The following is a 21,221-nucleotide window of genomic DNA, read 5'->3' as shown; positions in this document are numbered from 1 at the left end:
GCTGCGGCCCATGCGAAAGGCCCACAGTGACCGAACAGACTTCAAACACCGAGACAACGCGCCGCATTGTCGTCGCCGTCGGCGGCATCCTTCCGGCCCCGCAGCCGGGTGCCGTAGAGCTGGACAAGGGGTATGGATTCCTTCCGCGGACGCCAGCCGAACAGGCCCATCAGGATGATGGCGGCCAGCCGTCCCACGCCCGCGAGCACCAGGGTGATGACGCCCAGGAGAAAGAGGATAAAGAACATCAGGAAGGCAACGCCCACCGTGCCCAGGAAGGTCAGGTTGAGGACGAGCGTATCCGGGTTTTCCACGTCACCCCTCCTTTCTGCAGGCAGCGGAACCCCCGCCTCTGCCACTGTGCCCGGGCCATGGCACGTTCTCCACCATACGGATTTTTGGTGTTCCATGCCGCCGGCGGAGGCGGTGTGCCGGGGGTTGTAGCAAAGCTGTTACCGGATATGACAGCATCCCGGTATGACAACAAGTGCGGGGCAGGAAAACTGCGTGTGCCTGTCCGGGGAGCCGTACGCGCAGTGCTGCGGGCGCTTCCACTCCGGCGGGGCGGAGGCTGCCACCGCGGAGCAGCTCATGCGGTCCCGCTACAGCGCCTTTGTGCGTCTGGACGCGGACTACCTTCTGCGCACCTGGCACCCGGACACCGCCCCTGCCACCCTGGAGCCTGATCCGGGGATGGGCTGGCGCCGCCTGGACATCCTGTCCACCAGCGGAGGGGGTCCTTTCGACACCGCAGGGACGGTCGAGTTCAAGGCGTACTACCGGTACGGCGGCGAGCGGGGAGTCCTGCACGAGGTCAGCAGGTTCATCCGAAAAGACGGCCGGTGGTACTACGTAGACGGGGACGTCAGCGCGTGAGGTGTGGGACTGTGCTGCTGAAGCCACGGCTTACCCACTGAATTACTCGTCGTCGTAGTCGCTGTCCGGCGTGAACCCGGCCCGGTCCACTTTGCGGTGGAACCTCATGCCGGCGAGTCCGCCCAGGACTGCACCCACCAGGGCAACGGCGGCAACCACGACGGCAGCGATGATGCTGGTGGTGGTCAGTTGGCCCTCATTGATGGGGATGCGGGGGAAGCTGTTCAGGTTGGCCAGCACGTTGAACTGCTGGCCGGCCACGAGGCCCAGGATGGATACGAGGATCGCCACGATCAGCGCCCAAATCCATACCATCAGGCCCTGCTTGGCGCCGTCGAAACGCGCCATGCGGCCCGCCACGTAGCCGCCGCAGTAGTAGGACAGGAACAGGATCACCAGCAGGACGATGATGCCCACCAGTCCAACCGTGCCCTGGTTTTGTGCCGCCTGGTTCACTGCCTCGTTGACATCTGTGTTGCTGGCAAGGCCCACTGCTGTTCCCGCGGCTGCCACCAGGGCGGTCAGCAGGACTGCCATGCCGGTGGCGGTGAGCCAGCCGAAGAAGGCTGAGCCCACCTTGATCCCGCCGAACTGTTCCTTTTCCCGCGCCACTGCGGTCTGCTGGTCAGTGAGATTCGGATCCACCGCCGGGGCAGTGGCGGCAGGAGTGTAGTCCCGCTCGGCATAGGCTGCAGGCTGCTCCGAATACGTGGAGGCCGGCGCGGCGTCCGTTGCCGGCACCTGGTCGAAGGAGCGGGTGCTCTGGCTGTCCGCGTCTGCGGTGCGGTGGCTCCCGCTCGGGGTATCGTCCTCCCGGGCGCGCCGCGGAGGCAGGTTCTCTGGGTCAGTTGAGCTGCTCATGCTTCAACTCAACCATTGACGTACAGCGATAGCAAGCGTGCTTACTATTTTGTGACCTGCGGTTTTACCGGTACCGGCGGTGCAGATTGTCCTTTGTGGAGGGGCCTGGGGAGGCATCGGCGATCCATGGTCCGGTCCCTTCGGACGGGTCCAGGACGCCTTCCTCCAGCCACGTGTAGTCCCCGGCGAGGACCTTGCGCGTGAGCCCGTGGTCGGCGTCGTCCGTGTTACGCCACAGCTGGTCGAAGTATTCCTCCACGCGCACCCGTGCCTGCTCGCAGTACGCCTCGGCGAGCTCGTAGGCGCTCGCGGCCCGCTCCGGAGCCGTGTGCAGCAGCATTTCGGCGCGGACGCAGCAGGCCGTCATGGCGAGCAGCTCGGCACCGATATCCACCACGCGGCCAAGGAAGGCCTGTTTCCGCTCAAGTTTGGCCTGCCAGCGGCCCATGCCGTAAAAGGTCTGCCGGGCCAGGCGGCGGGACGAGCGCTCCACGAAGCGCAAATGTTTGGCCAGCCTTCCGAACTCCGCGTAGGACCGCGGATCCATGCCGGCTCCGGCCACGAGTTTAGGCAGCCACTTGGCGTAAAAGCCCGAGGCACCGACGGCGGCCTTCGCTTTGTCCGACAGGCTCGCGTCCATGGACGCGAGGTCGCCCGCTGCGGCAAGGTGCGCGTCCACGGCTTCCCGGGCGATCAGCAGGCGCATGATCTCGGAGGATCCCTCGAAGATCCTGTTGATGCGCAGGTCCCGCAGCTGCTGCTCCGCAGGCACGGCCCGCTCGCCGCGTGCTGCCAATGACTCCGCTGTCTCGAAGCCGCGGCCGCCCCGGACCTGGACCAGTTCGTCGGCGATCCGGCAGCTGATCTCCGTTGCCCACAGCTTGGCCAGGGCGGCTTCGATCCGCACGTCCTTCTGGCCGGCGTCGGCGAGTTCGGCAGAGAGTTCAAAGACTGCATCCAGGGCGAACGCGGAGGCGGCGATGAAGGCAACCTTCTTGCCCACGGCCTCATGTTCACCCACCGGCCTGCCCCATTGCGTGCGCGCGTTGGACCATTCACGGGCTATCTTCAGGCTCCAGCGCCCCGACGCCACGCAGAGCGCGGGGATGGAGAGCCGGCCCGTATTAAGGGTGGTCAGCGCGATCTTCAGGCCCTGGCCTTCGCGCCCCAGCCGGTTAGCCGCGGGTACGCGCACCTGGTGGAACCGGGTGACCCCGTTTTCGATCCCGCGCAAGCCCATGAAGGTGTTCCGGTTTTCCACGGTGATGCCGGGTGAGTCCATCTCCACGACGAAGGCGCTGATCCCGCCCTTGTGCCTGGTTCCGTCGGCGGCGGTGTAGGCCGGAACTACCGCCATCACCACCACCAGTTCCGCGATGACCCCGTTGGTGGTCCAGAGCTTCACGCCGTCCAGGAGGTACGCCTCGCCGTCGTCCGTTGGCGTTGCGGTGCTGCCCATCCGGGCGGGGTCGCTGCCCACGTCCGGCTCGGTCAGGAGGAACGCGGTGATGGCACCGGCCGCGCAGCGCGGCAGGTACTCCCGTTTCTGTTCCGGGCTGCCGAACACCTTGACCGGCTCCGGCACGCCGATGGACTGGTGTGCCGAGAGCAGGGCTCCGAGGCTGGGATGCACGCTGCCCAGCAGGGCGAGTGCGCGTCCGTAGTACACCAGGGAGAGTCCCAAGCCGCCGTACTCCTGCGGGATTTTCATGCCGAAGACGCCGAGATCGGCCAGGTCCCGGATGTATTCGTCCGGAATCTTCGCCTCACGCTCAATGATGCGGCCGTCCATGGTCCGCGCGTACCCAGTCAGGCGGGCCATGAACGCCTCGCCGCGCTCCACGTCCGCAGGGTCCGGGGTGGGCCACGGATGGACCAGGCTGAGGTCGAAGCTGCCCAAATAGAGGCCCTTGGCGAAGCTGGGGCGGTCCCAGTCTGTCTGGCGGGCGGCTTCTGCGACGGCCCGGGCGTCGGCGGACGTGGCACCGGAGCCAATATGGCCGGCCGGTACGGGAGTTTCCTCGGCGGGGGCGTCTGTGGACGGGAATTCAGTGGCGGAGGTCATGGGTTATCTCCTTGGCCGGAGTGGCCGGTGAAGCCATGGATCCGCCGGGTTGGAGAACCCTTTAGCTGTCTCTCAATATTACCCGCGGGTAAGTTCCGGTGCTAGGGGTGGACTGGGCCTGGAGTTCTCCGGCAACGTCCGCTGTTGACGCGTGGCGGACCAGGCGGTCCCAACCCGCGTTGATCCCGTGGACCACCGCCAGGAGCGAGTTCACAACCATCACCCATGCCAGCCTGCCGACACCCAGCAGCACCAGGGCCGCCAGCCCTGCGGCAAGGACGAAGGCTGCCAGGATGAACGCGAAGACCAGCGTTCCGATAAAGACCAGAGTGCCGGTTTCGAGTGTGCTTAGGTCGAACTGCATGTATCCCCCTGCTGCTGCGGCGTTGCGATGGCGAAGATCAGTAGCAGAAGCGTAGGGGTACTTCTTGGCGGTGGGCCAGAGCCCCGGCGTGCGGAGACCGCTGTTGATATGGGATCGAAATCCTACGGCGAAGTAGGTCACGGAGGGGTCGCGGCGGCTGGGTTAACCTTGTAGCTGGCAGTTTTCCGTTCCTGCCGCCGCCCCCGCCCCGCAAACAGCCCAAGGAGAGTGTGTGCCCCGCTCCGCCAGGTCATCCGCTGACGCTATCAGCGCCCGGCTCCGGGACCTCGAACTCCTCACCAAAGGGCCCGCCTGGGCCCTGACACGGTCGGCGCCCTGGGTGATCGCGGTGCTGCAGGCATCCTTCACCCGCACCCGTCCGCAGCTGCCGCTTGAGGAGTTCCACGCCGACGTCGACTCCTTCCTCGAGGAGCTGCGCCGGCAGGACCCCGGACTGGGCGGCGGAGCGAACGGCAAATCCTTCGGCGACGAATGGACGCGGCGCCAGTTCCTGACCCGCCGGAACCAGTCGGGCCAGATCGTGTACGAAGTTACCGAGCCTGCCGCCCGTGTGCTCGCCTTCCTGGACAGCCTGTCCAGTGAGCGCTCCACCCTCAACGGCTCCCGCCTGGGCACCCTCCTGGGGGATGTGGAAAAGCTCGCCAATGAGACCAACCCGGACCAGAGTGCCCGCCTTGAATCCCTTGAAGAGGAGATCGAGGAGCGCCAGCAACTGATCCAGGACATCAGCAGTGGCGAGTTCGACGGGTTGCTGGACGATGACGAAGCGGTGGAGGCCGCCGGCAACATACTTGACCTCGCCGCGAGCCTGCCGGCGGACTACAAGAAGATGCGTGACCGGATCGAGGAGCTGGTGGGCGAGCTGCGCAACCAGATCATCGAGGAATCCCTGACCAAGGGCGCCACCATGGCCCAGGTGCTTGAGGCGGACAAGCGGCTCCGCCAGAGCCCGGAGGGCAGGACCTTCCGCTCGTTCACGGCTTTCCTTGAAGATCCCCAGCAGCAGCTGAGGTTCCGCTCGGCCATCGGCGAGGTGCTGAGCCGGCAGTTCGCGGACGACCTTTCCGCCGAGGACCGCGAAACCCTGAAGAACCTGGTGGCGGAACTGCGCCAGCAGCACAGCCAGATCCAGCGCATTTACGGCAAACTCAGCGAAAGCCTCAACACCTATATCCAGAGCGACGACTTCCGCCAGTCCATCCGCCTGCGCCAGGTGCTGCGCGAGGCCGAGCAGGCCATCCGGTCCCTGCCCTACGAGCGCGACCGGCCGGGACTGGTGCCCGGCCCGGTGCTCTACAACGCGGACTTCGAATCCCTCTCCATGGTGAAGCTCTTCGACCCGGACGAGTTCGCCGCTCCGCCCAAACTCGCGGACCCCATCGCCTTCAGCGACTCGGACAGGGTGCGATCCGTGCGTACGGGCAGGGCCAAACCCCAGGCCATCCGCTCGGCCATGGCAGGAGCCGCCACCCTTGCCGAGGCGTGGCAGAACCTGCCGCCGGAGGAGCAGCACATCAACTCCATCCGGGCGCTCCTCTCCCAGGCCCTCCACGACGGCGCGAACTTTGACCGCGAAGCCATCGACGGCCTGGACTTTGAACAGATTGACGGCACCACACGCAGGGCCTACCTGCCCGTGGTCACGCTCGCGAAGGATTGACGATGACTGAAGACAGCACGACGGCGGTTCCGGCAGCCGAGCCTGCCGGGACTGCGACCAGCCCGGTAATCGGCGGCGTCACTCCCCGCGACACCTTTGTTGACGGTGCTGCCCTGTTCCCGGGGGACACCGGAGTGCTGTCCATGAAGGTGCGGCAGGCGCTGGTGAAGCTCCTGAAAGGCCCGTACATCGACGGCGGCCGGGACGAGAAGCTGTGGACCGTGCTGCTGGACAACCAGGTGATCCTGCGGAGCCGGCTGTCCGAACTGTTCCTGGCCATGCAGCTTGACCACGAGCGCAAAATCGCGGTCCTGCGCCCGGTGGACCCCGAGGCGATCGGCGGCGGCGCCCGCTCAAGCATCCTGCGGCAGCAGCGCGCACTGAGCCGGGTGGAGACCATCGTGCTGCTCCGGCTGCGCCTGCTGCTGGACCGGCACGTCACGGCGCAGACGGATCCCACCATCACCCGCGAGGAAATCGCCGACCTCGTGGCCCACTACCAGCCCGCCGGCCAGCAGGACGCCCTCCGCGATTCCGACGTCGTCACCCGTGCCATCACCAAACTACTGGCCCGCCAGCTCCTGCTTCCCACAGGCCTGGACGACGTCTACACGATCTCCAACGCCCTGCCCCTGGCCCTCCCGTTCGAAAACATCGGCGACATCCCGGCCCACATCGAAGCTTTGGTGGCCGCATCAGCAGACCAGTCAGGAACAGAACCCCTCCTGGATCTGGATGTGGAAGATGACGCTGCGGAGGACGCCGACCCCGATGCCACCCCGGGGGCGGCAGCACCGTCGTCGGCCCCAGCCACGACCACGGAGGAGTCAGGACAGTGAGTATCGCGAGCATGCTTCCGATGGGTGAGGTGACCAACCCGGGCCAGATGCGGCTTGCACTGGTGCAGGTGGTCAACTGGGGCACGTTCCATGGGGCGCACACGATGCACGTGGACCGGGACGGCACGCTGCTCACCGGCAACTCAGGCGTGGGAAAGTCGACCTTGTTCGATGCCATGCTGCGGGTGTTCGATGCCCGGCCGCGATCCAATGAGGCGGCGGCGCAGCGTTCGGGCGGGGCCGTTGAGGACAAGCGGACCACGTTCACGTACATGCGCGGCAAGGTGGGCGACAAGGCCGTGGGCGAGGGATCGGCGAGTGCGTTCCAGCGCCCGGGTGCCACCTGGTCCGCCGTCGCGCTGACGTTCGACAACGCCGCGGGCACCAAGGTGACGGTCTCGGCGCTGTTCGAGCTTCCGAAGAACGGCACGGAGTCCAGCGTGGGCCGGTTCTACCTGATCGACAGCACGCCCCTGGACCTGGAGGCCGTCGAGGGCATCGCCGACAAGCGGTTCACCAAGGCTGTACTTGAGGCGACCTTCCCGCACGCGCAGGTTTTCGACGTGCACAAGGCCTTCGCCGAGCGCTTCCGCCGGCTGCTGGGGATCAACTCGGACCAGGCGCTTCCGCTCCTGCGCGTCATTCAAGCGGGCAAGGGGCTGGGCGGCAGCGTCAACACGTTCTTCCGTGACCAGGTGCTGGATGCGCCGGCCACCCTTGCCGCCGCTGACGACGTGGTGGAGGAGTTCAGCAACCTGATGTCCATCCGGCAACGGCTGGAGGACGTGCGGCAGCAGCGCGACCAGCTGGCTCCCGTTCCCGGGCTGAACCGCGAGTATGCGCAGTCGCTCCTTGACGCGAACCGGCTGCGGGCGCTCGCCGGCGAGGAGTTCGAGGCGTACAAGCAGCGGCTGGCTGTCACGGTCCATGAGAAGACGCTGGCCCGGTTCAAGGAGCTGGCACAGGCGAAGGCCAAAAAGCTTGGGGCCGAGCGCGCGGTCCGGGACGGCCTGGCCAAGGAACTGCGCCAGCTGGAAACCGACTACAACAGCCAGGGCGGCAATGCGATTTCCGCGATTGAGCAGTCGCTTGACAACGCCCGGGTGGGGCTGAAGCTCCGCCAGCAAGTGGAAGAATCGGCCCAGCAGGCGCTCGCCGACGCCGGGTTGCGGCTCGAGTGGACGGCCGGAGGCTGGGAACAGGCGCATGAGCAGGCAGCGGCGCGGTCCGCCGAGCTGAAGGACGATTCCCAGGCCCTCCAGGAGCTGCGGTTCGAGGCCTTCGACGCCCATGCCACGAAGAAGCGCGAGCTGGCAGCGGCTGAGCAGGAACTTGTCTCGCTGAAGACGCGCAAGTCCCTGCTGCCGCCGTCGAGCATTGAAAACCGTTCCGCGATTGCTGCTGCCACCGGCATCCCGGAGGAGCGGATGCCGTTCGCCGGTGAGCTGATGGACCTGGCTGAGGGGGAGGAGCGCTGGCGGCCGGCTGCGGAGCGCGCGCTCCGCAGCCTGGCCACCACGCTGCTGGTTCCGGGGGAGCACTTCGCCGCCGTCACCCGGTACCTGAATGACAACAACGTGCGCGGCGCGTTGCGGGCAGTGGATGTCTCCAGGCCGCTGGCCGGCGGCGCACTGGCCGTGGAGGACGTGCGCGACGGCGACCTGCTCACCAAGCTGGACATCCTCGCCGCGGGTGCGGCTACTGAAGCCGGTTCCTGGATCCGTGAGCGGATCGCCCTCGACTTCGCCTACCCCTGCGTGGAGGATCCGGACGAACTGGCCGGCCTGGACAAGGGCCTGAGCCTGGGCGGCGTGGTCAAGCGCAACCGCCACACGGTGGAAAAGGACGACCGCTTCACCAGCCGGCAGGACTACGTCCTGGGCTTCGACAACGCAGCCAAGCTGGAACTCGTGGCCGGCCAGGTGGAGGATCTCCGGCAAGAGGTGGCCAAGGCCGCCGAACTCGCGCAAAGCCGTGAGGATTCGCACCAGGGCATGAGCCGCCAGCTTGAAGCCCTGCGCCGCATTGCGGAGGACGACCGCCCGTGGGAACAGGTGTCAGCGGCGGTGGCAGCGGATGAGCTGGCGCGCATTGAGCAGCGGCTCAAGGACGCCCTCGCCGCTCAGGCGGACCTTGAACCGCTGCGTGCCACCATTGAGGAGGTGCGGCAGAAGCACCAGTCCAGCACCGAGGCTGCCGCGGTCCTGCAGAGCGAGTACAAGGCCCTGGACCGTCAGCTGACCGCTGCCGATTCCCTGCTGGAAGGCGCACGTGAACGCCTGGCCCAGGCGCCGCCGTCGGACGCCACGGTTGCCGCGCTGGAACCGCACTTCGCCGACTTTGGCGACGTAACCGAGATGCACGAACTGGACAACCTGGCCAACCGGGTGCGGACGGCGCTGCTGGCGGAGCTGCATGCTGCCGAGTCCCGGGGCCAGGCCACGGCCGAGCGGCTGACGCGGATCTTCGAGGGCTTCGTGCGGGACTGGGGGAGTGCCATCTCCGCCGACCATGGCACCGCCATCGGCGCCGCCAGCGAGTTCGAGAGCCGGTACCACGCTATTGTCAGCGACGGGCTGCCGGCGCAGGAGGCGGAGTTTCGGCAGTTCTTCAACCAGCGCACGCACGAGTCCTTCAGCACCCTGCTGCACCTTCTGGACGAGGAACGCCGCTCCATCACCAGCCGGATCCTGCCCCTCAACGGCATCCTGTCGCAGGTGAACTTCCATGAGGGCAGCTACCTGGAACTGGATATCAAGCAGACCCTGCCGCCCACGGCCAAGCAGTTCAAGGACGCCATCCAGAACGCGCTCAAGGCCCGCCACGCCCGGCCTTCCCGTTCCGATGCCGCGGGGGTGGAAAAGAACGACGACGACGAGCTCACCGCGCGCTACAAGTCGCTGGAGACGCTGGTGAAGCGGTTGGGCTCGCAGGCGCCGGAAGACCGGCGCTGGCGGGCCGAGGTGCTGGATGTCCGCGGACACCTGTTCATCCAGTGCAAGGAGCACCGTGAGGTGACAGGCGCGCCGTCGGGCAAAAAGACCGACGTCTTCATGCATGCGGACACGGGCTCCATGTCCGGCGGTGAGCGGCAGCGCTTCACCGCGTTCATCATGGCCGCTGCGCTGAGCTACCAGCTGGGCATCGCCGAACAGGGCTTCACCACGTACGGCACCGTGATGATGGATGAGGCGTTCGTCCTGGCCTCCGAGGAATTCGCCGGTGCCGGCATCAAGGCGCTGCACGAGTTCGGATTCCAGCTGCTGCTGGCCGCCCCGGAAAACGTGATCGACCTGTCCCGGCACCTGGGCTCCGTGACTGAGATCCTCCGGGACAGGCGCACCAACCGTTCCGGCGTCCTGACAGCCCCGGTGATCAAGCCGCGGCCCGGTGAAGAGGGGTCTTGGCGGTCCGAGGCTAACCCGGTGGATATCGTTCTGCGCTGATCCGAAACCGTATATAACAAATTGATGGATTTATTGTTCAGGCTCTAGAAGCAGGTGTTTTTGCTGTGCCACTCTTGGCTCTACCAACTCACCTCGCCTGAGTAAATCCCACAGGTACTGCGGACAAACTGGGGTTCCGCACTGTCCCCAAGAGACGATGGCGTCATCTTGAAAGGCATTCCGATGCACCCACAACACCGAGCATCCTTCTTCCTGGCCGCGATCACTGCGGCGGCGCTGTCCCTCGCGGGCTGCGCGGCAGGCACTTCTGCGGGGAGCGGGGACACCGCGGGGCCATCCGCACAAACGGCCACGCCGAGCGGGGGTGCGTCGGCAACGCCGGCCGCCCCCACTGTCACGACGAGCCCCGATCCATCAATTGTTCCCGCCGCCACCTCGTCCCCCGTGCCCCCGGGACCGGAAGCCTTCACGTTCGCTGACGGCCGACTGTCGTTTGCTTATCCTGCGGGCTGGAGCGTGAAGCATGAGCAGGTGTCAGCGTCCCCCGCCGTGGAGACGGCGACCGTCTTGGATGCCAGCGGCAAGGAACAGATCGCTGTGTACTACAGCCAGGTCGGTGATGCCACGGCTGGAAACGTCACCAGGAACATCATTGAGACGGATCCGGTGCCGGGACTGATCGGCGCTTCTGTTCCCACGCCTAGTTCTTCGTTCTTTATTGATCGCACTGATGGCGCTACTCATTACCGGATGGGCCTGACGCCAGGAGCGCCCGTCTCGCCCGACGGGCAGGTGCAATACGGCCTTGTCAGAATCGGCGACCGCATTTTGACCGCAGATGTGCTGTTCGATGAACCGCGGTTCGAGGGTCCTGAGGCAGCACAAGCCTGGTACTGGAGTGCCGAAGGCCGTGCCCTGAAGTCCGTGCTCATGAGCTTCACTTACCGCTGACCGGCAGGCGGAAGCCCTCCTCCACTTGGGGGAGGGCTTCCGCCTGCAGGGCTGGCCTGCGCGCCGACTACTGACCCTCGACGCGGCCCAGGAACTGGGCCGTTCGTTCCGTGAGGCCTTCAATCTGGCGGAGGACGACGGCGGCCGGGTCAGGATTGATCTCGTTGGCCGGCGGTTCCTTGCGCACGTTGCCGCAGCACAGGAAGTCGGCGCAAATAAGGGTGCCCACGGTGTTGCCGTCGCGTCCGGACTGGCCGGCGCGCCTGGCCACCCAGAGGAGTACGTCCTCCTTGGAAAAGACGTCCCGGCAGAGCTCGCAGAGCACTGAGCGGTTCTTCCGGGCGCCGCTTTCGGGGGCACGCAACATGATGCCGGTCAGGCCTTTAGCGCCGGGGACTACCAGGTACCCGCGGAGGGGCATCTTCCCGTCCCGCCAGCCCAGGAACTCGAGGTTGTCCCAGTCAAGGGAGTCGAAATCCTTGGGCAGGTTGAGTTTGGCCGCCTCGGAGCGGCTGGCATTGATGAAGGATGCCCGGATCTGTTGGGGCGTGACTGATTGCATGGCTGTACTTTCGTAAGAGATGGGACCCGACGTGGGTCAGGGAAACAAGGGGTCAGTCATTCCCCTCGGAGCAGGCCAAAGCGGCCGCCCCGCTTCCCGTGGCAGCCGCGGCACTCAAGGCCCTGCGCGTGCACATTTCTCCGTGGTTCCCGTCTCTTCTGCCGGCTGGTTGGCCATGTACGGAACCAGCAGTGTCATCCTGCCAAATGGGACACCGCCTGTCCAAGGCAGCGACACGCGTCAGTCCTTGTGTCCTTCATCACGCTGGGGAATAAGATACGTAAACGTTGCGTAATGCAGTGGAGGGTAGGCTAGCCTTACTTAAGTTCGCATCATTCACTTAAGGAGTTCCGTGACTTCCCCCCTCTTCACAGGCCTTGGTGCCACACGCCGCACGCTGTTCAAATCAGCCGGCAAGGCGACGGCCATTCTGGCCGCAGCGGCGCTCACCCTCTCGGCCTGCTCCACCGGCCCCGCGTCCTCCACCACGGACGCCGGCGCTTCCAGCTCCAGCAGCTCGCAGTTCCCGGTCACCATCGAACACGCATTCGGTGAAACCATCATTGAGAAGCAGCCCACCCGCGTAGCCACCGTCTCCTGGGTCAATGACGACGTCGCCATTGCCCTGGGTGTTGTTCCCGTCGGTGTCCCAAAGAATGAGTGGGGCGGCAACGAGCAGGGCTCCACCCCCTGGAAGGACGCAGCCCTCGAGGAGCTAGGCGCCGGCTTCGGCTCGGACAAGGCCCCGGTCCAGTACTCAGAGGCTGACGGCATCAACTTCACCGAGATTGCAAAGCTCACCCCGGACGTCATCCTGGCCGCCTACTCGGGCCTGACCGAGGAGGACTACAAGAAGCTGACCGAGATCGCGCCGGTTGTTGCCCATCCGGAGCTGGCTTACGGCACCTCCTGGCAGGACTCCACCTCCATCATCGGCAAGGCCCTCGGCAAGGACGCCGAAGCCACCAAGCTGATCTCCGACACCGAGGCCACCATCAAGGAGAAGGTCTCCAAGTACCCGCAGATCGAAGGCAAGAGCTTCATCTACGGCAACCTGGAGCCGGCCAAGGGTGACGGCGTCAACGTCTACACGGCCAACGACAACCGTCCCCGGTTCCTCTCCGAAATCGGTATGACGCTTGCCCCTGTGGTGGAGGAAAACTCCAAGGATTCCAAGGAGTTCTTCATCCCGTGGTCCGCCGAGAAGGCCAATGAGCTCGAATCCGACGTTTTCGTGACCTGGGTTCCGGACTCCTCCACCGCGGACGCCATCAAGGCCGACCCGCTGCTGAGCCAGATCCCCGCCATCAAGAACGGCGCCCTGGTTGCAGATCCGGACAACACGCTGACGCTGTCCATCTCCGCTGCCTCCCCGCTGAGCCTGCCGTGGTCGCTGGACACGTTCCTGCCGCAGCTGGCCACCGCAGCGGATGCAGTGAAGTAAGCACCGTTCCGTGACGCACAGTACGACGACGGCGGCCTCCCGGGGAGGGGGCACCGGCACCGCGGTACAGGGGAAAGGACCGAAGGGTCCCTCCCGCGGCCCCGCTACCGGGGGAAAGCAGGCCGCCTGGCTGCTGGCCGCCGTCGTCGTGCTGGCCATCCTGGCCGGGGCGTCCCTGGCCATCGGCGCCCGGGCCATTCCCCTCGGCATCGCGTTGGAGGCGCTGACCTCCTTTGATCCCGCAAACGGGGATCATGCAGTAGTCCACGCCCGGATCCCACGCACCGTGCTCGGCCTCCTCGCCGGCGGTGCGCTGGGCCTTGCCGGCGCGGCCATGCAGGGCGTCGCCCGAAACCCGCTCGCCGATCCCGGCATCATCGGCGTTAACGCCGGAGCCGCCCTGGCAGTGGTGACCGGCATCTACGTCTTCGGCGTCGCCACCTTCTCCGGCTACATCTGGTTCGCCTTTACTGGCGCGGCGGTTGCCGCCGTCGTGGTGTACCTCATCGCTTCCCTTGGCCGGGACGGTGCCACGCCCGTGAAGCTGGCGCTGGCCGGCGCCGCACTCAGCGCCGGACTGTACTCGCTGATGAACGTCATCCTGGTGTCCAGCCAGGACACCCTGGACCGCTTCCGTTTCTGGCAGGTGGGCGGCGTGGCCGGCCGTGACTGGTCTGTCGTTCTGCCCGGGATACCCTTCCTCGCCGTGGGCGCCGCCATTGTGCTCCTGACCGGACGTATCCTCAACAGCCTGGCCCTCGGCGACGACATTGCCCGCGGCCTCGGCCAGCGCGTGGGCCTGGCCCGTGCTGTCACTGCCCTGGGCATCGTCCTGCTCTGCGGAACGGCCACCGCCCTTGCCGGGCCGATCGCCTTCGTCGGCCTGGTGGTTCCGCACGCTGTCCGGTTCCTCACCGGGCCCGACTACCGGTGGATCCTGCCGTTCTCCCTGGTGGCCGCCCCCGTGCTGCTGCTCGCGGCCGACATCATCGGCCGGGTTGTGCTGCTCCCCGGGGAAGTTCCCGCCGGCATCATGACCGCTTTGGTGGGTGCACCCGTGTTCGTCTGGCTGATCCGCCGGGGGAAAGGGGCCGGACTGTGACCCTCACCCAGATGGAGCAACGCCGCGGCAGCCTGCGCCTGAACCGGACCGCCGTGCTGGCTGCCGGCGTCGTCATCCTGTTTGCGGCGTACGTCCTGCTCGGCAGCTACACCGTCACAATCCCGGACTTCTTCAAGATCCTGGTTGCGCACCTGACGGGCGGGGAAAAAATTCCCGGTGCCAGCTTCATAGTCATGGAAAACAAGCTTCCCCGGGCAGTGATCGGCACCATGATCGGCCTCGCGTTCGGCCTCGCCGGTGCGCTGTTTCAGACAATGCTCCGCAACCCGCTGGCCAGCCCCGACATCATCGGCATCAGCTACGGCGCCAGCGCCGCCGCCGTCATCGCCATCGTCGTTTTCGGCGCGTCAGGCGCCGTGGTCTCCGGCGCGGCCCTTGCCGGTGCCCTGGCTGTGGCCGCACTCATCTACGCAATCTCCGCTGGAGGAGCCCTGCGCGGAACCAGCCGCGGCAGTGCCGCCGGCAACCGGCTGGTCCTCGCCGGCGTGGGCATCGCGGCCGCACTCCACGCTGTGGTCAACTTCCTGATGACCCGGGCCGATATCCGCACCGCCGCCGACGCCCTCGTCTGGCTGAACGGGTCCCTGAACTCCGCCAACTGGGACCGCGCAAGTGTCTTGTTTTTCGCCCTGGTGGTCCTTATCCCCGCGGTGGCCGTCATCGCCGGGCCGCTGCGGATCCTTGAACTCGGGGATGATGCCGCCGCAGGCCTGGGTGTCCGCGTCAACGCGTCCCGCCTCGCCCTGGTGATCATCGCCGTCACGCTTGCGGCCGTCGCGACGGCGGCAGCCGGCCCGGTCGCTTTCGTCGCCTTCCTCGCCGGGCCCATAGCCCGCCGCTTCGCCGGCAAAGCCAGCCTCCCGGCGTCGGCCCTGGTGGGAGCGCTCATCGTCCTCGCGGCCGACTACTTCGCCGCCAACATCGCCCCGCTGCTGCTCGACGGCACCGTCCTGCCGGTCGGCGTCATCACCGGTGCACTCGGCGCCCCCTTCCTGCTGTGGCTCCTGGTCACGGCCAACCGAAAGGATGCCTGACGTGGCTGTTCTCAATGCCAAGGACCTGACGCTGAAATACGACCAGCGCTGCGTGGTGGACGGCCTCAGCGTGGAAATTCCCGAGGGCAAGGTGACCATGATCGTGGGCGCCAATGCCTGTGGGAAGTCCACCCTGCTCCGCGGCCTGTCCCGGCTCCTCAAACCCGCGTCGGGCGCCGTCACGCTGGACGGGAAGGACATCCACGCCCGTCCTGCCCGGGAGCTGGCACGCATCCTTGGCCTCCTCCCACAGCACCCCACCGCCCCGGACGGAATCACGGTCCGCGACCTGGTGGGCCGCGGCCGCTACCCGCACCAGGGCTTCTTCCGCAGCTGGAGCGACCAGGACGACGCCGCCGTGCAGCGCGCGTTGGAAGCAACCGAGACGCTGGCCCTAGCCGGGCGCGACGTGGACGAACTTTCCGGCGGGCAGCGGCAGCGGGTGTGGATCGCCATGGCCCTCGCCCAGGAAACCGACGTCCTGCTGCTGGACGAGCCCACCACCTACCTGGACCTCGCCCACCAGGTGGAGGTCCTGGACCTCGTGACGGACCTGAACCGCAAGCGCGGCACCACCGTGGCAATCGTCCTGCACGACCTCAACCTGGCCGCCCGGTATGCGGACAACGTCATCGCCATGAAGACCGGCGCCGTGGTGGCCGTGGGCAACCCTCGTGAGGTAGTCACCGAAAGCCTGGTCCGCAATGTCTTCAACCTCGACTCCCGCGTCATCCCCGACCCCGTGTCCGGAACACCCCTGATCATCCCCATCGGCCGCCACCACGTCCCCACCGAACTGGAGCTTGTTTCATGAAGACCCGAAATGCTGCGTCCGCCAAGCCGATGAACGCGCAGACCATGAATACAGAGCCGATGACCCTGGCGTTCGAGGTCACCGTCTCCTCGGTCCAGGAACTCAGCCCCAATTTCCGCAGGATCACGTTCGGCGGCTACTCGCTGCGGGACTTCGGCGTCCATGGGGACACCCTGGACCTCCGGATCAAACTCATGATCCCGTCCCTCGCCGCTGACGGCACGCACATTCCGCTGCCGGTCTTCGAAATGGCCGAGGCGGGGTGGTACCGCGAATGGCTGGAGATGGACCCCGCCGTCCGCGGTTCAATGCGCACCTACACCGTGCGGCAGGCCCGGCTTGACGCCGTGTACCCGGAGATCGACGTCGACTTCGTGATGCATTTCGATGACCACGGCCACGGCGGTCCGGCTGCCAACTGGGCCCTCAACGCCAAGCCCGGGGACGCCATCACCATCATCGGCCCGAACAACCGCGCCGCGCATTGCGTCACCGCCGAAATCTACTCCGGCATCGAATGGCGGCCGGGCCTGGCCCAGCGGATCCTGCTTGCCGGCGACGAGACAGCTGTCCCGGCCATCTCCGCCATCCTGCAAAGCCTCCCGGAGTACATGACCGGCCACGCCTTCCTCGAAGTCCCCGAGGCGGGCGACTTCCTGGAACTCACCTCACGCGCCGACGTCGAAATCACCTGGCTGGCGCGCGGTGCTCAGATCGGCCGGTCCCGGCCGCACGGCGAACTGCTGCAGGAAGCGGTCCGCAAAGCCGTTCCCGTACCCGGCTGGGTGGGGATCAAAGAAGTGGACGGCGGAGCCGGGCCCGAGCCCGAAGACGTCAACGTGGACGTGGACATCCTCTGGGAGACCCCGTCCCGGATGGAAACGGCCGAGATCATTGCCACCAAGAACCCGGGCATGCCGGCGGGCGCCATGCCTTTCTACGCGTGGATCGCCGGCGAAGCAGCCGTCATCAAGGACATGCGCCGGTACCTCGTCCGCGACGTGGGCATCGACCGGAAGCAGGTTGCGTTCATGGGGTACTGGAGGCAGGGCAAAGCCGAAGGGTAGCCGCCTCCTGCCTTGCCTCCCCCTTCCAACGCTCTCTCAGATCCTGCGGCATAATCCACCGCGGACGCTCTTGCACCTGCTGTTCATCCCGGCGTCGTACTTCCTTTTCTTTCGGTGGCTAGGTTGGGCTGGTGCGTGAACCTTTGCTTCCTGACTCCGGGCGGCGGGTGTTCGTTGCCCTGGGGGACTCGTTCACCGAGGGCGTGGGGGACCGGGACGAGCGGCTGCCCAACGGGGTGCGGGGCTGGGCCGACCGGGTGGCGGAGAAACTTGCCAAGGCACAGCCCGGGTGGAAGTACGCGAACCTGGCCATCCGCAGCAAGCGGCTCCGGCACATCATCGATGAGCAGTTGGAGCCGGCGCTGCGGATGAGGCCGACGCTGGTCACCCTCTATGCCGGCGGCAACGACATCCTCGACCTGAAGACAGACATGGCTGTGCTGATGGCTGACTATGAGGAGTTCGTCCGTCAGCTGGCGGGAACCGGGGCCACCCTTGTGCTGTTCACGGGCTTCGACGTCAAAGTGTCGGCGCTGCTCGAGCCGCTGAAGAGGCGCAACTCCTTTTACAACGAACGGGTCCGGGAAATTGCCGCCAAGTACGGGGCGGTCCTGGTGGATTACTGGTGCCTCGACGCCTTCCACGACCGCCGGATGTGGGACTCGGACCGGCTCCACATGTCAAAGGCCGGGCACAAGTACCTGGCCGGGCAGGTACTGGACCAACTGGGAGTTCCGCACAAAATCAGGCCTATGGACTGGCAACCGCCAACCCGGCTTACCCTGCGGGAATGGGAGCGGCGCCAGCGCCGCTGGGTGAATGACTGGGTCCTGCCGCTCTTCGGACGCAAACTGCGGGGCGTCACGCTGGGGGACCGACTGAGCCCGCGCTGGCCCGAACCGGTTAAGGTCCCCAGGAAAGGCGGGCTGAAGAAGCTGGCGCCAGAAAACGCCGCAGCCGCAGAAGGCGCCTAACTGTCCAGGAGGTTCTCGAAGCCCGGCGCCACCCGGCCGGCGTGGAACTCCACCACTTCGAAGTCGGCCACGCCATTGGTGTAGAACGGGTCCTGCGCCAGGCTGGCGTCCAGCGTGGCGCGGTCCGCCCGGGACAGCAGCAGTCCCCCGGTCCGGGGAACCTTCCGGCCGGCGGCGATGAAGACGCCGTCGTCGAAGGCTTTCTGCAGCCAGCTGATGTGCGCATCATTGTGGAAATCGACGATGTCCTGCGGAACCCGGTAGGTCAGGGAGACAACATACATGCGCCATAGCCTACCGGGAGCCTTCGGCACCGGAACCCGGCCGGGCGGCGAAGCTTGAAAGATCAATCGTAGAATATGGAAATGACCGAACCGCGGTGGCTCAACCCCGATGAACGACGTGCCTGGCTGGCCCTGGTGAGCATCAACACCCTGCTGCCCGCAGCCCTGGACACAAAGCTGCACGCTGCCGGGAAGCTTTCGCTCTTCGACTACACCGTTCTGGCAATGCTGTCCGAGGCGGACGAGCGGTTCCTGCCCATGAGCGAGCTCGCGGCCCGGAGCAGCGCGTCCCTGTCCCGGCTTTCCCACGTAGTGACCAAGCTGCAGAAGCGCGGATGGGTGGAGCGCCGGCCGCACCCCCACGACGCCCGGGTCACCATCGCCCACCTCACGGAAGAAGGCATGGCCACCATCGTTGGCCTGGCGCCGGACCACGTGGAGTCGGTACGCAACCTCTTCCTTGACGCCCTGACCGAGCAGGACGTCCTGGACCTCGCCCGGATCGGCGAAAAAGTCGTGGGCCGCCTGGACGCGGACCATTGGATCCTGCGCGAAAGCTAGGGACCCGCACCTACGCCTCCCGTCCGGTTGGTTGCTCCCGGCAACGGATGGCAAACTAGCCGCTATGGATTTCACCTCCCGGTTCGTGGCCCTTGGCGACTCCTTCACCGAAGGGGTGGGCGACGACGATCCCACCCGTCCCAACGGCGTCCGAGGCTGGGCTGACCGTGTGGCAGAGCAGCTTGGTGCCGCCGACCCAGGATTCGGCTACGCCAACCTCGCTATCCGCGGCAGGAAACTCCGGCAGATCCTGGCCGAGCAGGTGGACGCCGCCGTCGAGCTCAAACCCACCCTGGTGAGCATCTACGCGGGTGCTAACGACATTCTGCGCCCCCGGATCGACATCGACGACCTGCTGGCAGAGTACGACGACGGCATCCGCAGGCTGGCTGCCACCGGCGCGACAGTGCTGATGTTCACTGGATTCGACGCCCGCGGCTCCAAGGTTTTCGGCACGATGCGCGGCCGCACAGCCATCTACAACGAGCTGGTCCGCGGCATCGCAGGTGATCACGGGGCCCTGCTGGTGGACTACTGGCGCTTTAGCGAGTACTACGACTGGGGCATGTGGGCGAAGGACCGCATGCACATGTCCGCAGCCGGGCACGCCAACATGGCAAGGCGGGTCATGGAAGTGCTCAAATACGACCACTCCATTGACATCCCGCCCATGACGCCGGTGCCGGAGCTGAAGGGCGCTGAAGCACTCCGCGCCAACGCCCAGTGGTTCCGTGAATACGCCGGCCCGTGGGTGGCCCGCCGCGTCACAGGCAAATCCTCGGGAGACAACCTCTCACCCAAGTACCCCCGGCTGACCCGGCTCTAGGCGCTCGGGAAGGTGCCGCGGTCGGGCCCTGCTTATACACCCAATTCCCCCGGATTGGTCTTTAATTGCGCGAACTCGTAGACTTGGTAGGCGCTAAGTGCGCGGAGCGTGCGCAATTGCTCCGGTTGCCCGGTATTTTCTCCAGGGTGGCCGGTAGTTAGGGGCTCAAGTTGCGTGACTAACCGTTCGCCCTTCTTTATTTTGGGTCGCCCTTAGCAGCATGGTCCAGCAGCAGATATGCGGATCATTACATTCAATTCTTGAGGAGAAGTCATGGCAGCACACTGCCAAGTGACCGGGGCCGAGCCGGGCTTTGGGCACAGCATTTCGCACTCGCACCGTCGCAACAAGCGCCGGTTCGATCCGAACATCCAGAAGAAGCGCTACTGGGTTCCGTCCCTGCGCCGTAACGTCACGCTGCAGGTCTCTGCTCGTGGCATCAAGACCATCGACGTACGCGGCATCGACGCAGTCGTCGCCGAAATCCTGGCTCGTGGGGTGAAGCTCTAATGGCAAAGGACAAGGACGTACGTCCGATCATCAAGCTCAAGTCGACCGCGGGCACGGGTTACACCTACGTAACCCGCAAGAACCGTCGTAACGACCCGGACCGCCTGGTCCTGAAGAAGTACGACCCCAAGATCCGCCAGCACGTCGAATTCCGAGAGGAGCGCTAAACATGGCTAAGAAGTCCAAGATTGCTCGCAACGAGCAGCGCAAGGTCATCGTTGAGCGTTACGCTGCCAAGCGCCTCGAACTGAAGAAGACCCTGGTTGACGAAAACGCAACCGACGAAGCACGCGAAGCAGCCCGCCTGGGCCTGCAGAAGCTGCCCCGCAACGCGTCCCCGATCCGTCTGCGTAACCGCGACATCATCGATGGCCGTCCCCGTGGCACCTTCCAGAAGTTCGGCATCTCCCGTGTCCGCTTCCGCGACATGGCCCACAAGGGCGAACTTCCGGGCATCACCAAGTCTTCCTGGTAATCCCGCAAGGCTGTTACCAGCTGCTTGGGAAAGGGCCGGCAACCATCACGGTTGCCCGCCCTTTCTTGCGTTAACCCACAGCCGGAACCGCCGGCTCCTGCGTGTGCTGCAGCGCACAGGGAGTATTTACGACGGCGGCTGGGTGTCTGGGTGGGTTGGTGGGTGGTTTTGGCGTGTGTTTACGGGGTTTTGGTGGGGTGGTGGGGCCGGGTTGCGGTGGGGTGGGTGGGGGTGTATTGTTTTCTGAGTCGCCGCGAGGGAGACAGCGAAGAGCTGGTTACCGCGGGCGGCCAAACCCCCTAAAACAAGACCAAAATCTGGTGGCCCGTCAGGGTGCCGGAAACGGGTGGGGGCGGTTGAGAGGAACGCGGGTCGCGGAAACGCTGATTTGCAAAGTTCTTTGAAAGCCGGTAAGTTTGAAAAGTTGCTCCGGAGCGATCCTGAATGTTTGGTTTGGGTGGTGCCGGGTGTGTCTGTTGTTTGAGAACTCAATAGTGTGCCAA

22 protein-coding genes are annotated in these 21,221 nt (G+C 65.9%); 16 read left to right on the top strand and 6 right to left on the bottom strand.

The features are described from left to right. Positions 1–41: 41 nt before the first annotated feature. Positions 42–314, bottom strand: coding sequence for a hypothetical protein (locus tag AC5RTT_RS15140; protein WP_494145892.1), 273 nt, complete (start codon positions 312–314; stop codon positions 42–44). Between the two features lie 163 nt (positions 315–477). On the opposite strand from AC5RTT_RS15140, the gene AC5RTT_RS15135 reads away from it, so the two are divergent. After that, positions 478–876 (top strand): YchJ family protein, encoded by a 399-nt coding sequence (locus AC5RTT_RS15135; RefSeq protein WP_494145891.1) that lies wholly within the window; start codon positions 478–480, stop codon positions 874–876. A 42-nt stretch (positions 877–918) separates the two neighbouring features. On the opposite strand, the gene AC5RTT_RS15130 is transcribed toward AC5RTT_RS15135, so the two are convergent. The 3 genes from AC5RTT_RS15130 to AC5RTT_RS15120 all read right to left on the bottom strand — a co-directional run bounded on the left by AC5RTT_RS15130 (position 919) and on the right by AC5RTT_RS15120 (position 4,166). After that, positions 919–1,737, bottom strand: a complete 819-nt coding sequence (locus AC5RTT_RS15130; RefSeq protein WP_494145890.1) for a TIGR04086 family membrane protein — start codon at positions 1,735–1,737, stop codon at positions 919–921. 64 nt (positions 1,738–1,801) lie between these two features. Further along, a complete protein-coding gene (locus AC5RTT_RS15125) occupies positions 1,802–3,802 on the bottom strand; it encodes an acyl-CoA dehydrogenase family protein (protein WP_494145889.1) in 2,001 nt (666 codons plus the stop codon). A 61-nt stretch (positions 3,803–3,863) separates the two neighbouring features. Then, positions 3,864–4,166, bottom strand: coding sequence for a hypothetical protein (locus AC5RTT_RS15120; RefSeq protein WP_494145888.1), 303 nt, complete (start codon positions 4,164–4,166; stop codon positions 3,864–3,866). A 232-nt stretch (positions 4,167–4,398) separates the two neighbouring features. Between AC5RTT_RS15120 and AC5RTT_RS15115 the strand changes: the two genes are divergently transcribed. The 4 genes from AC5RTT_RS15115 to AC5RTT_RS15100 all read left to right on the top strand — a co-directional run bounded on the left by AC5RTT_RS15115 (position 4,399) and on the right by AC5RTT_RS15100 (position 11,044). Next, complete coding sequence (locus tag AC5RTT_RS15115) at positions 4,399–5,847, top strand: DUF3375 family protein (protein WP_494145887.1); 1,449 nt, start codon at positions 4,399–4,401, stop codon at positions 5,845–5,847. A gap of 2 nt (positions 5,848–5,849) precedes the next feature. After that, positions 5,850–6,686, top strand: a complete 837-nt coding sequence (locus AC5RTT_RS15110; RefSeq protein WP_494145886.1) for a DUF4194 domain-containing protein — start codon at positions 5,850–5,852, stop codon at positions 6,684–6,686. Beyond that, positions 6,683–10,132, top strand: a complete 3,450-nt coding sequence (locus AC5RTT_RS15105) for an ATP-binding protein (protein WP_494145885.1) — start codon at positions 6,683–6,685, stop codon at positions 10,130–10,132. The genes AC5RTT_RS15110 and AC5RTT_RS15105 overlap by 4 nt, the downstream gene beginning before the upstream one ends. 510 nt (positions 10,133–10,642) lie before the next feature. Beyond that, positions 10,643–11,044, top strand: a complete 402-nt coding sequence (locus tag AC5RTT_RS15100) for a hypothetical protein (protein WP_494145884.1) — start codon at positions 10,643–10,645, stop codon at positions 11,042–11,044. A gap of 67 nt (positions 11,045–11,111) precedes the next feature. Here the strand turns inward: AC5RTT_RS15100 and AC5RTT_RS15095 are convergent, their stop codons facing one another. Further along, complete coding sequence (locus AC5RTT_RS15095) at positions 11,112–11,606, bottom strand: FBP domain-containing protein (protein ID WP_494145883.1); 495 nt, start codon at positions 11,604–11,606, stop codon at positions 11,112–11,114. A 352-nt stretch (positions 11,607–11,958) separates the two neighbouring features. Between AC5RTT_RS15095 and AC5RTT_RS15090 the strand changes: the two genes are divergently transcribed. The 6 genes from AC5RTT_RS15090 (at position 11,959) to AC5RTT_RS15065 (ending at position 18,062) form a co-directional block, all read left to right on the top strand. Next, a complete protein-coding gene (locus AC5RTT_RS15090) occupies positions 11,959–13,050 on the top strand; it encodes an iron-siderophore ABC transporter substrate-binding protein (protein WP_494145882.1) in 1,092 nt (363 codons plus the stop codon). A 10-nt stretch (positions 13,051–13,060) separates the two neighbouring features. Further along, positions 13,061–14,152: a FecCD family ABC transporter permease gene (locus AC5RTT_RS15085; protein WP_494145881.1), complete on the top strand. Its 1,092-nt coding sequence runs from the start codon at positions 13,061–13,063 to the stop codon at positions 14,150–14,152. An 11-nt stretch (positions 14,153–14,163) separates the two neighbouring features. Further along, positions 14,164–15,207 (top strand): FecCD family ABC transporter permease, encoded by a 1,044-nt coding sequence (locus tag AC5RTT_RS15080; RefSeq protein WP_494145894.1) that lies wholly within the window; start codon positions 14,164–14,166, stop codon positions 15,205–15,207. A 1-nt stretch (position 15,208) separates the two neighbouring features. Further along, entirely contained in the window at positions 15,209–16,021 is an 813-nt protein-coding gene (locus tag AC5RTT_RS15075) for an ABC transporter ATP-binding protein (protein WP_494145880.1), read from the top strand. After that, positions 16,018–17,088 (top strand): siderophore-interacting protein, encoded by a 1,071-nt coding sequence (locus AC5RTT_RS15070; RefSeq protein WP_494145879.1) that lies wholly within the window; start codon positions 16,018–16,020, stop codon positions 17,086–17,088. Before AC5RTT_RS15075 ends, AC5RTT_RS15070 begins: the two co-directional genes overlap by 4 nt. A gap of 128 nt (positions 17,089–17,216) precedes the next feature. Then, positions 17,217–18,062 (top strand): SGNH/GDSL hydrolase family protein, encoded by an 846-nt coding sequence (locus AC5RTT_RS15065; RefSeq protein WP_494145893.1) that lies wholly within the window; start codon positions 17,217–17,219, stop codon positions 18,060–18,062. Here AC5RTT_RS15065 and AC5RTT_RS15060 read toward each other — a convergent pair. Next, positions 18,059–18,346, bottom strand: coding sequence for a YciI family protein (locus AC5RTT_RS15060; protein WP_494123915.1), 288 nt, complete (start codon positions 18,344–18,346; stop codon positions 18,059–18,061). The two genes, AC5RTT_RS15065 and AC5RTT_RS15060, sit on opposite strands and share 4 nt — an antisense overlap. A gap of 81 nt (positions 18,347–18,427) precedes the next feature. Here AC5RTT_RS15060 and AC5RTT_RS15055 point away from each other — a divergent pair, with 81 nt between their 5' ends. From AC5RTT_RS15055 to rpsN, 5 genes are all read left to right on the top strand, one after another. After that, positions 18,428–18,907: a MarR family winged helix-turn-helix transcriptional regulator gene (locus tag AC5RTT_RS15055; RefSeq protein WP_494011584.1), complete on the top strand. Its 480-nt coding sequence runs from the start codon at positions 18,428–18,430 to the stop codon at positions 18,905–18,907. Between the two features lie 64 nt (positions 18,908–18,971). After that, on the top strand, positions 18,972–19,733 hold the full coding sequence (locus AC5RTT_RS15050; RefSeq protein ID WP_494145878.1) for an SGNH/GDSL hydrolase family protein: 762 nt from the start codon (positions 18,972–18,974) through the stop codon (positions 19,731–19,733). A gap of 273 nt (positions 19,734–20,006) precedes the next feature. Beyond that, positions 20,007–20,243, top strand: a complete 237-nt coding sequence (rpmB, locus tag AC5RTT_RS15045; RefSeq protein WP_009358852.1) for a 50S ribosomal protein L28 — start codon at positions 20,007–20,009, stop codon at positions 20,241–20,243. Then, the gene (gene rpmG / locus AC5RTT_RS15040; protein ID WP_003798558.1) at positions 20,243–20,410 is read left to right on the top strand and encodes a 50S ribosomal protein L33; all 168 of its coding nucleotides are present in this window, start codon (positions 20,243–20,245) and stop codon (positions 20,408–20,410) included. Before rpmB ends, rpmG begins: the two co-directional genes overlap by 1 nt. A 2-nt stretch (positions 20,411–20,412) precedes the next feature. Continuing rightward, the gene (rpsN, locus tag AC5RTT_RS15035) at positions 20,413–20,718 is read left to right on the top strand and encodes a 30S ribosomal protein S14 (RefSeq protein ID WP_009358853.1); all 306 of its coding nucleotides are present in this window, start codon (positions 20,413–20,415) and stop codon (positions 20,716–20,718) included. The last annotated feature ends 503 nt before the right edge of the window (positions 20,719–21,221 follow it).

It is taken from the genome of Arthrobacter sp. Y3221157 (assembly GCF_059089865.1).
This window is presented reverse-complemented; position numbering and strand designations above follow the sequence as displayed.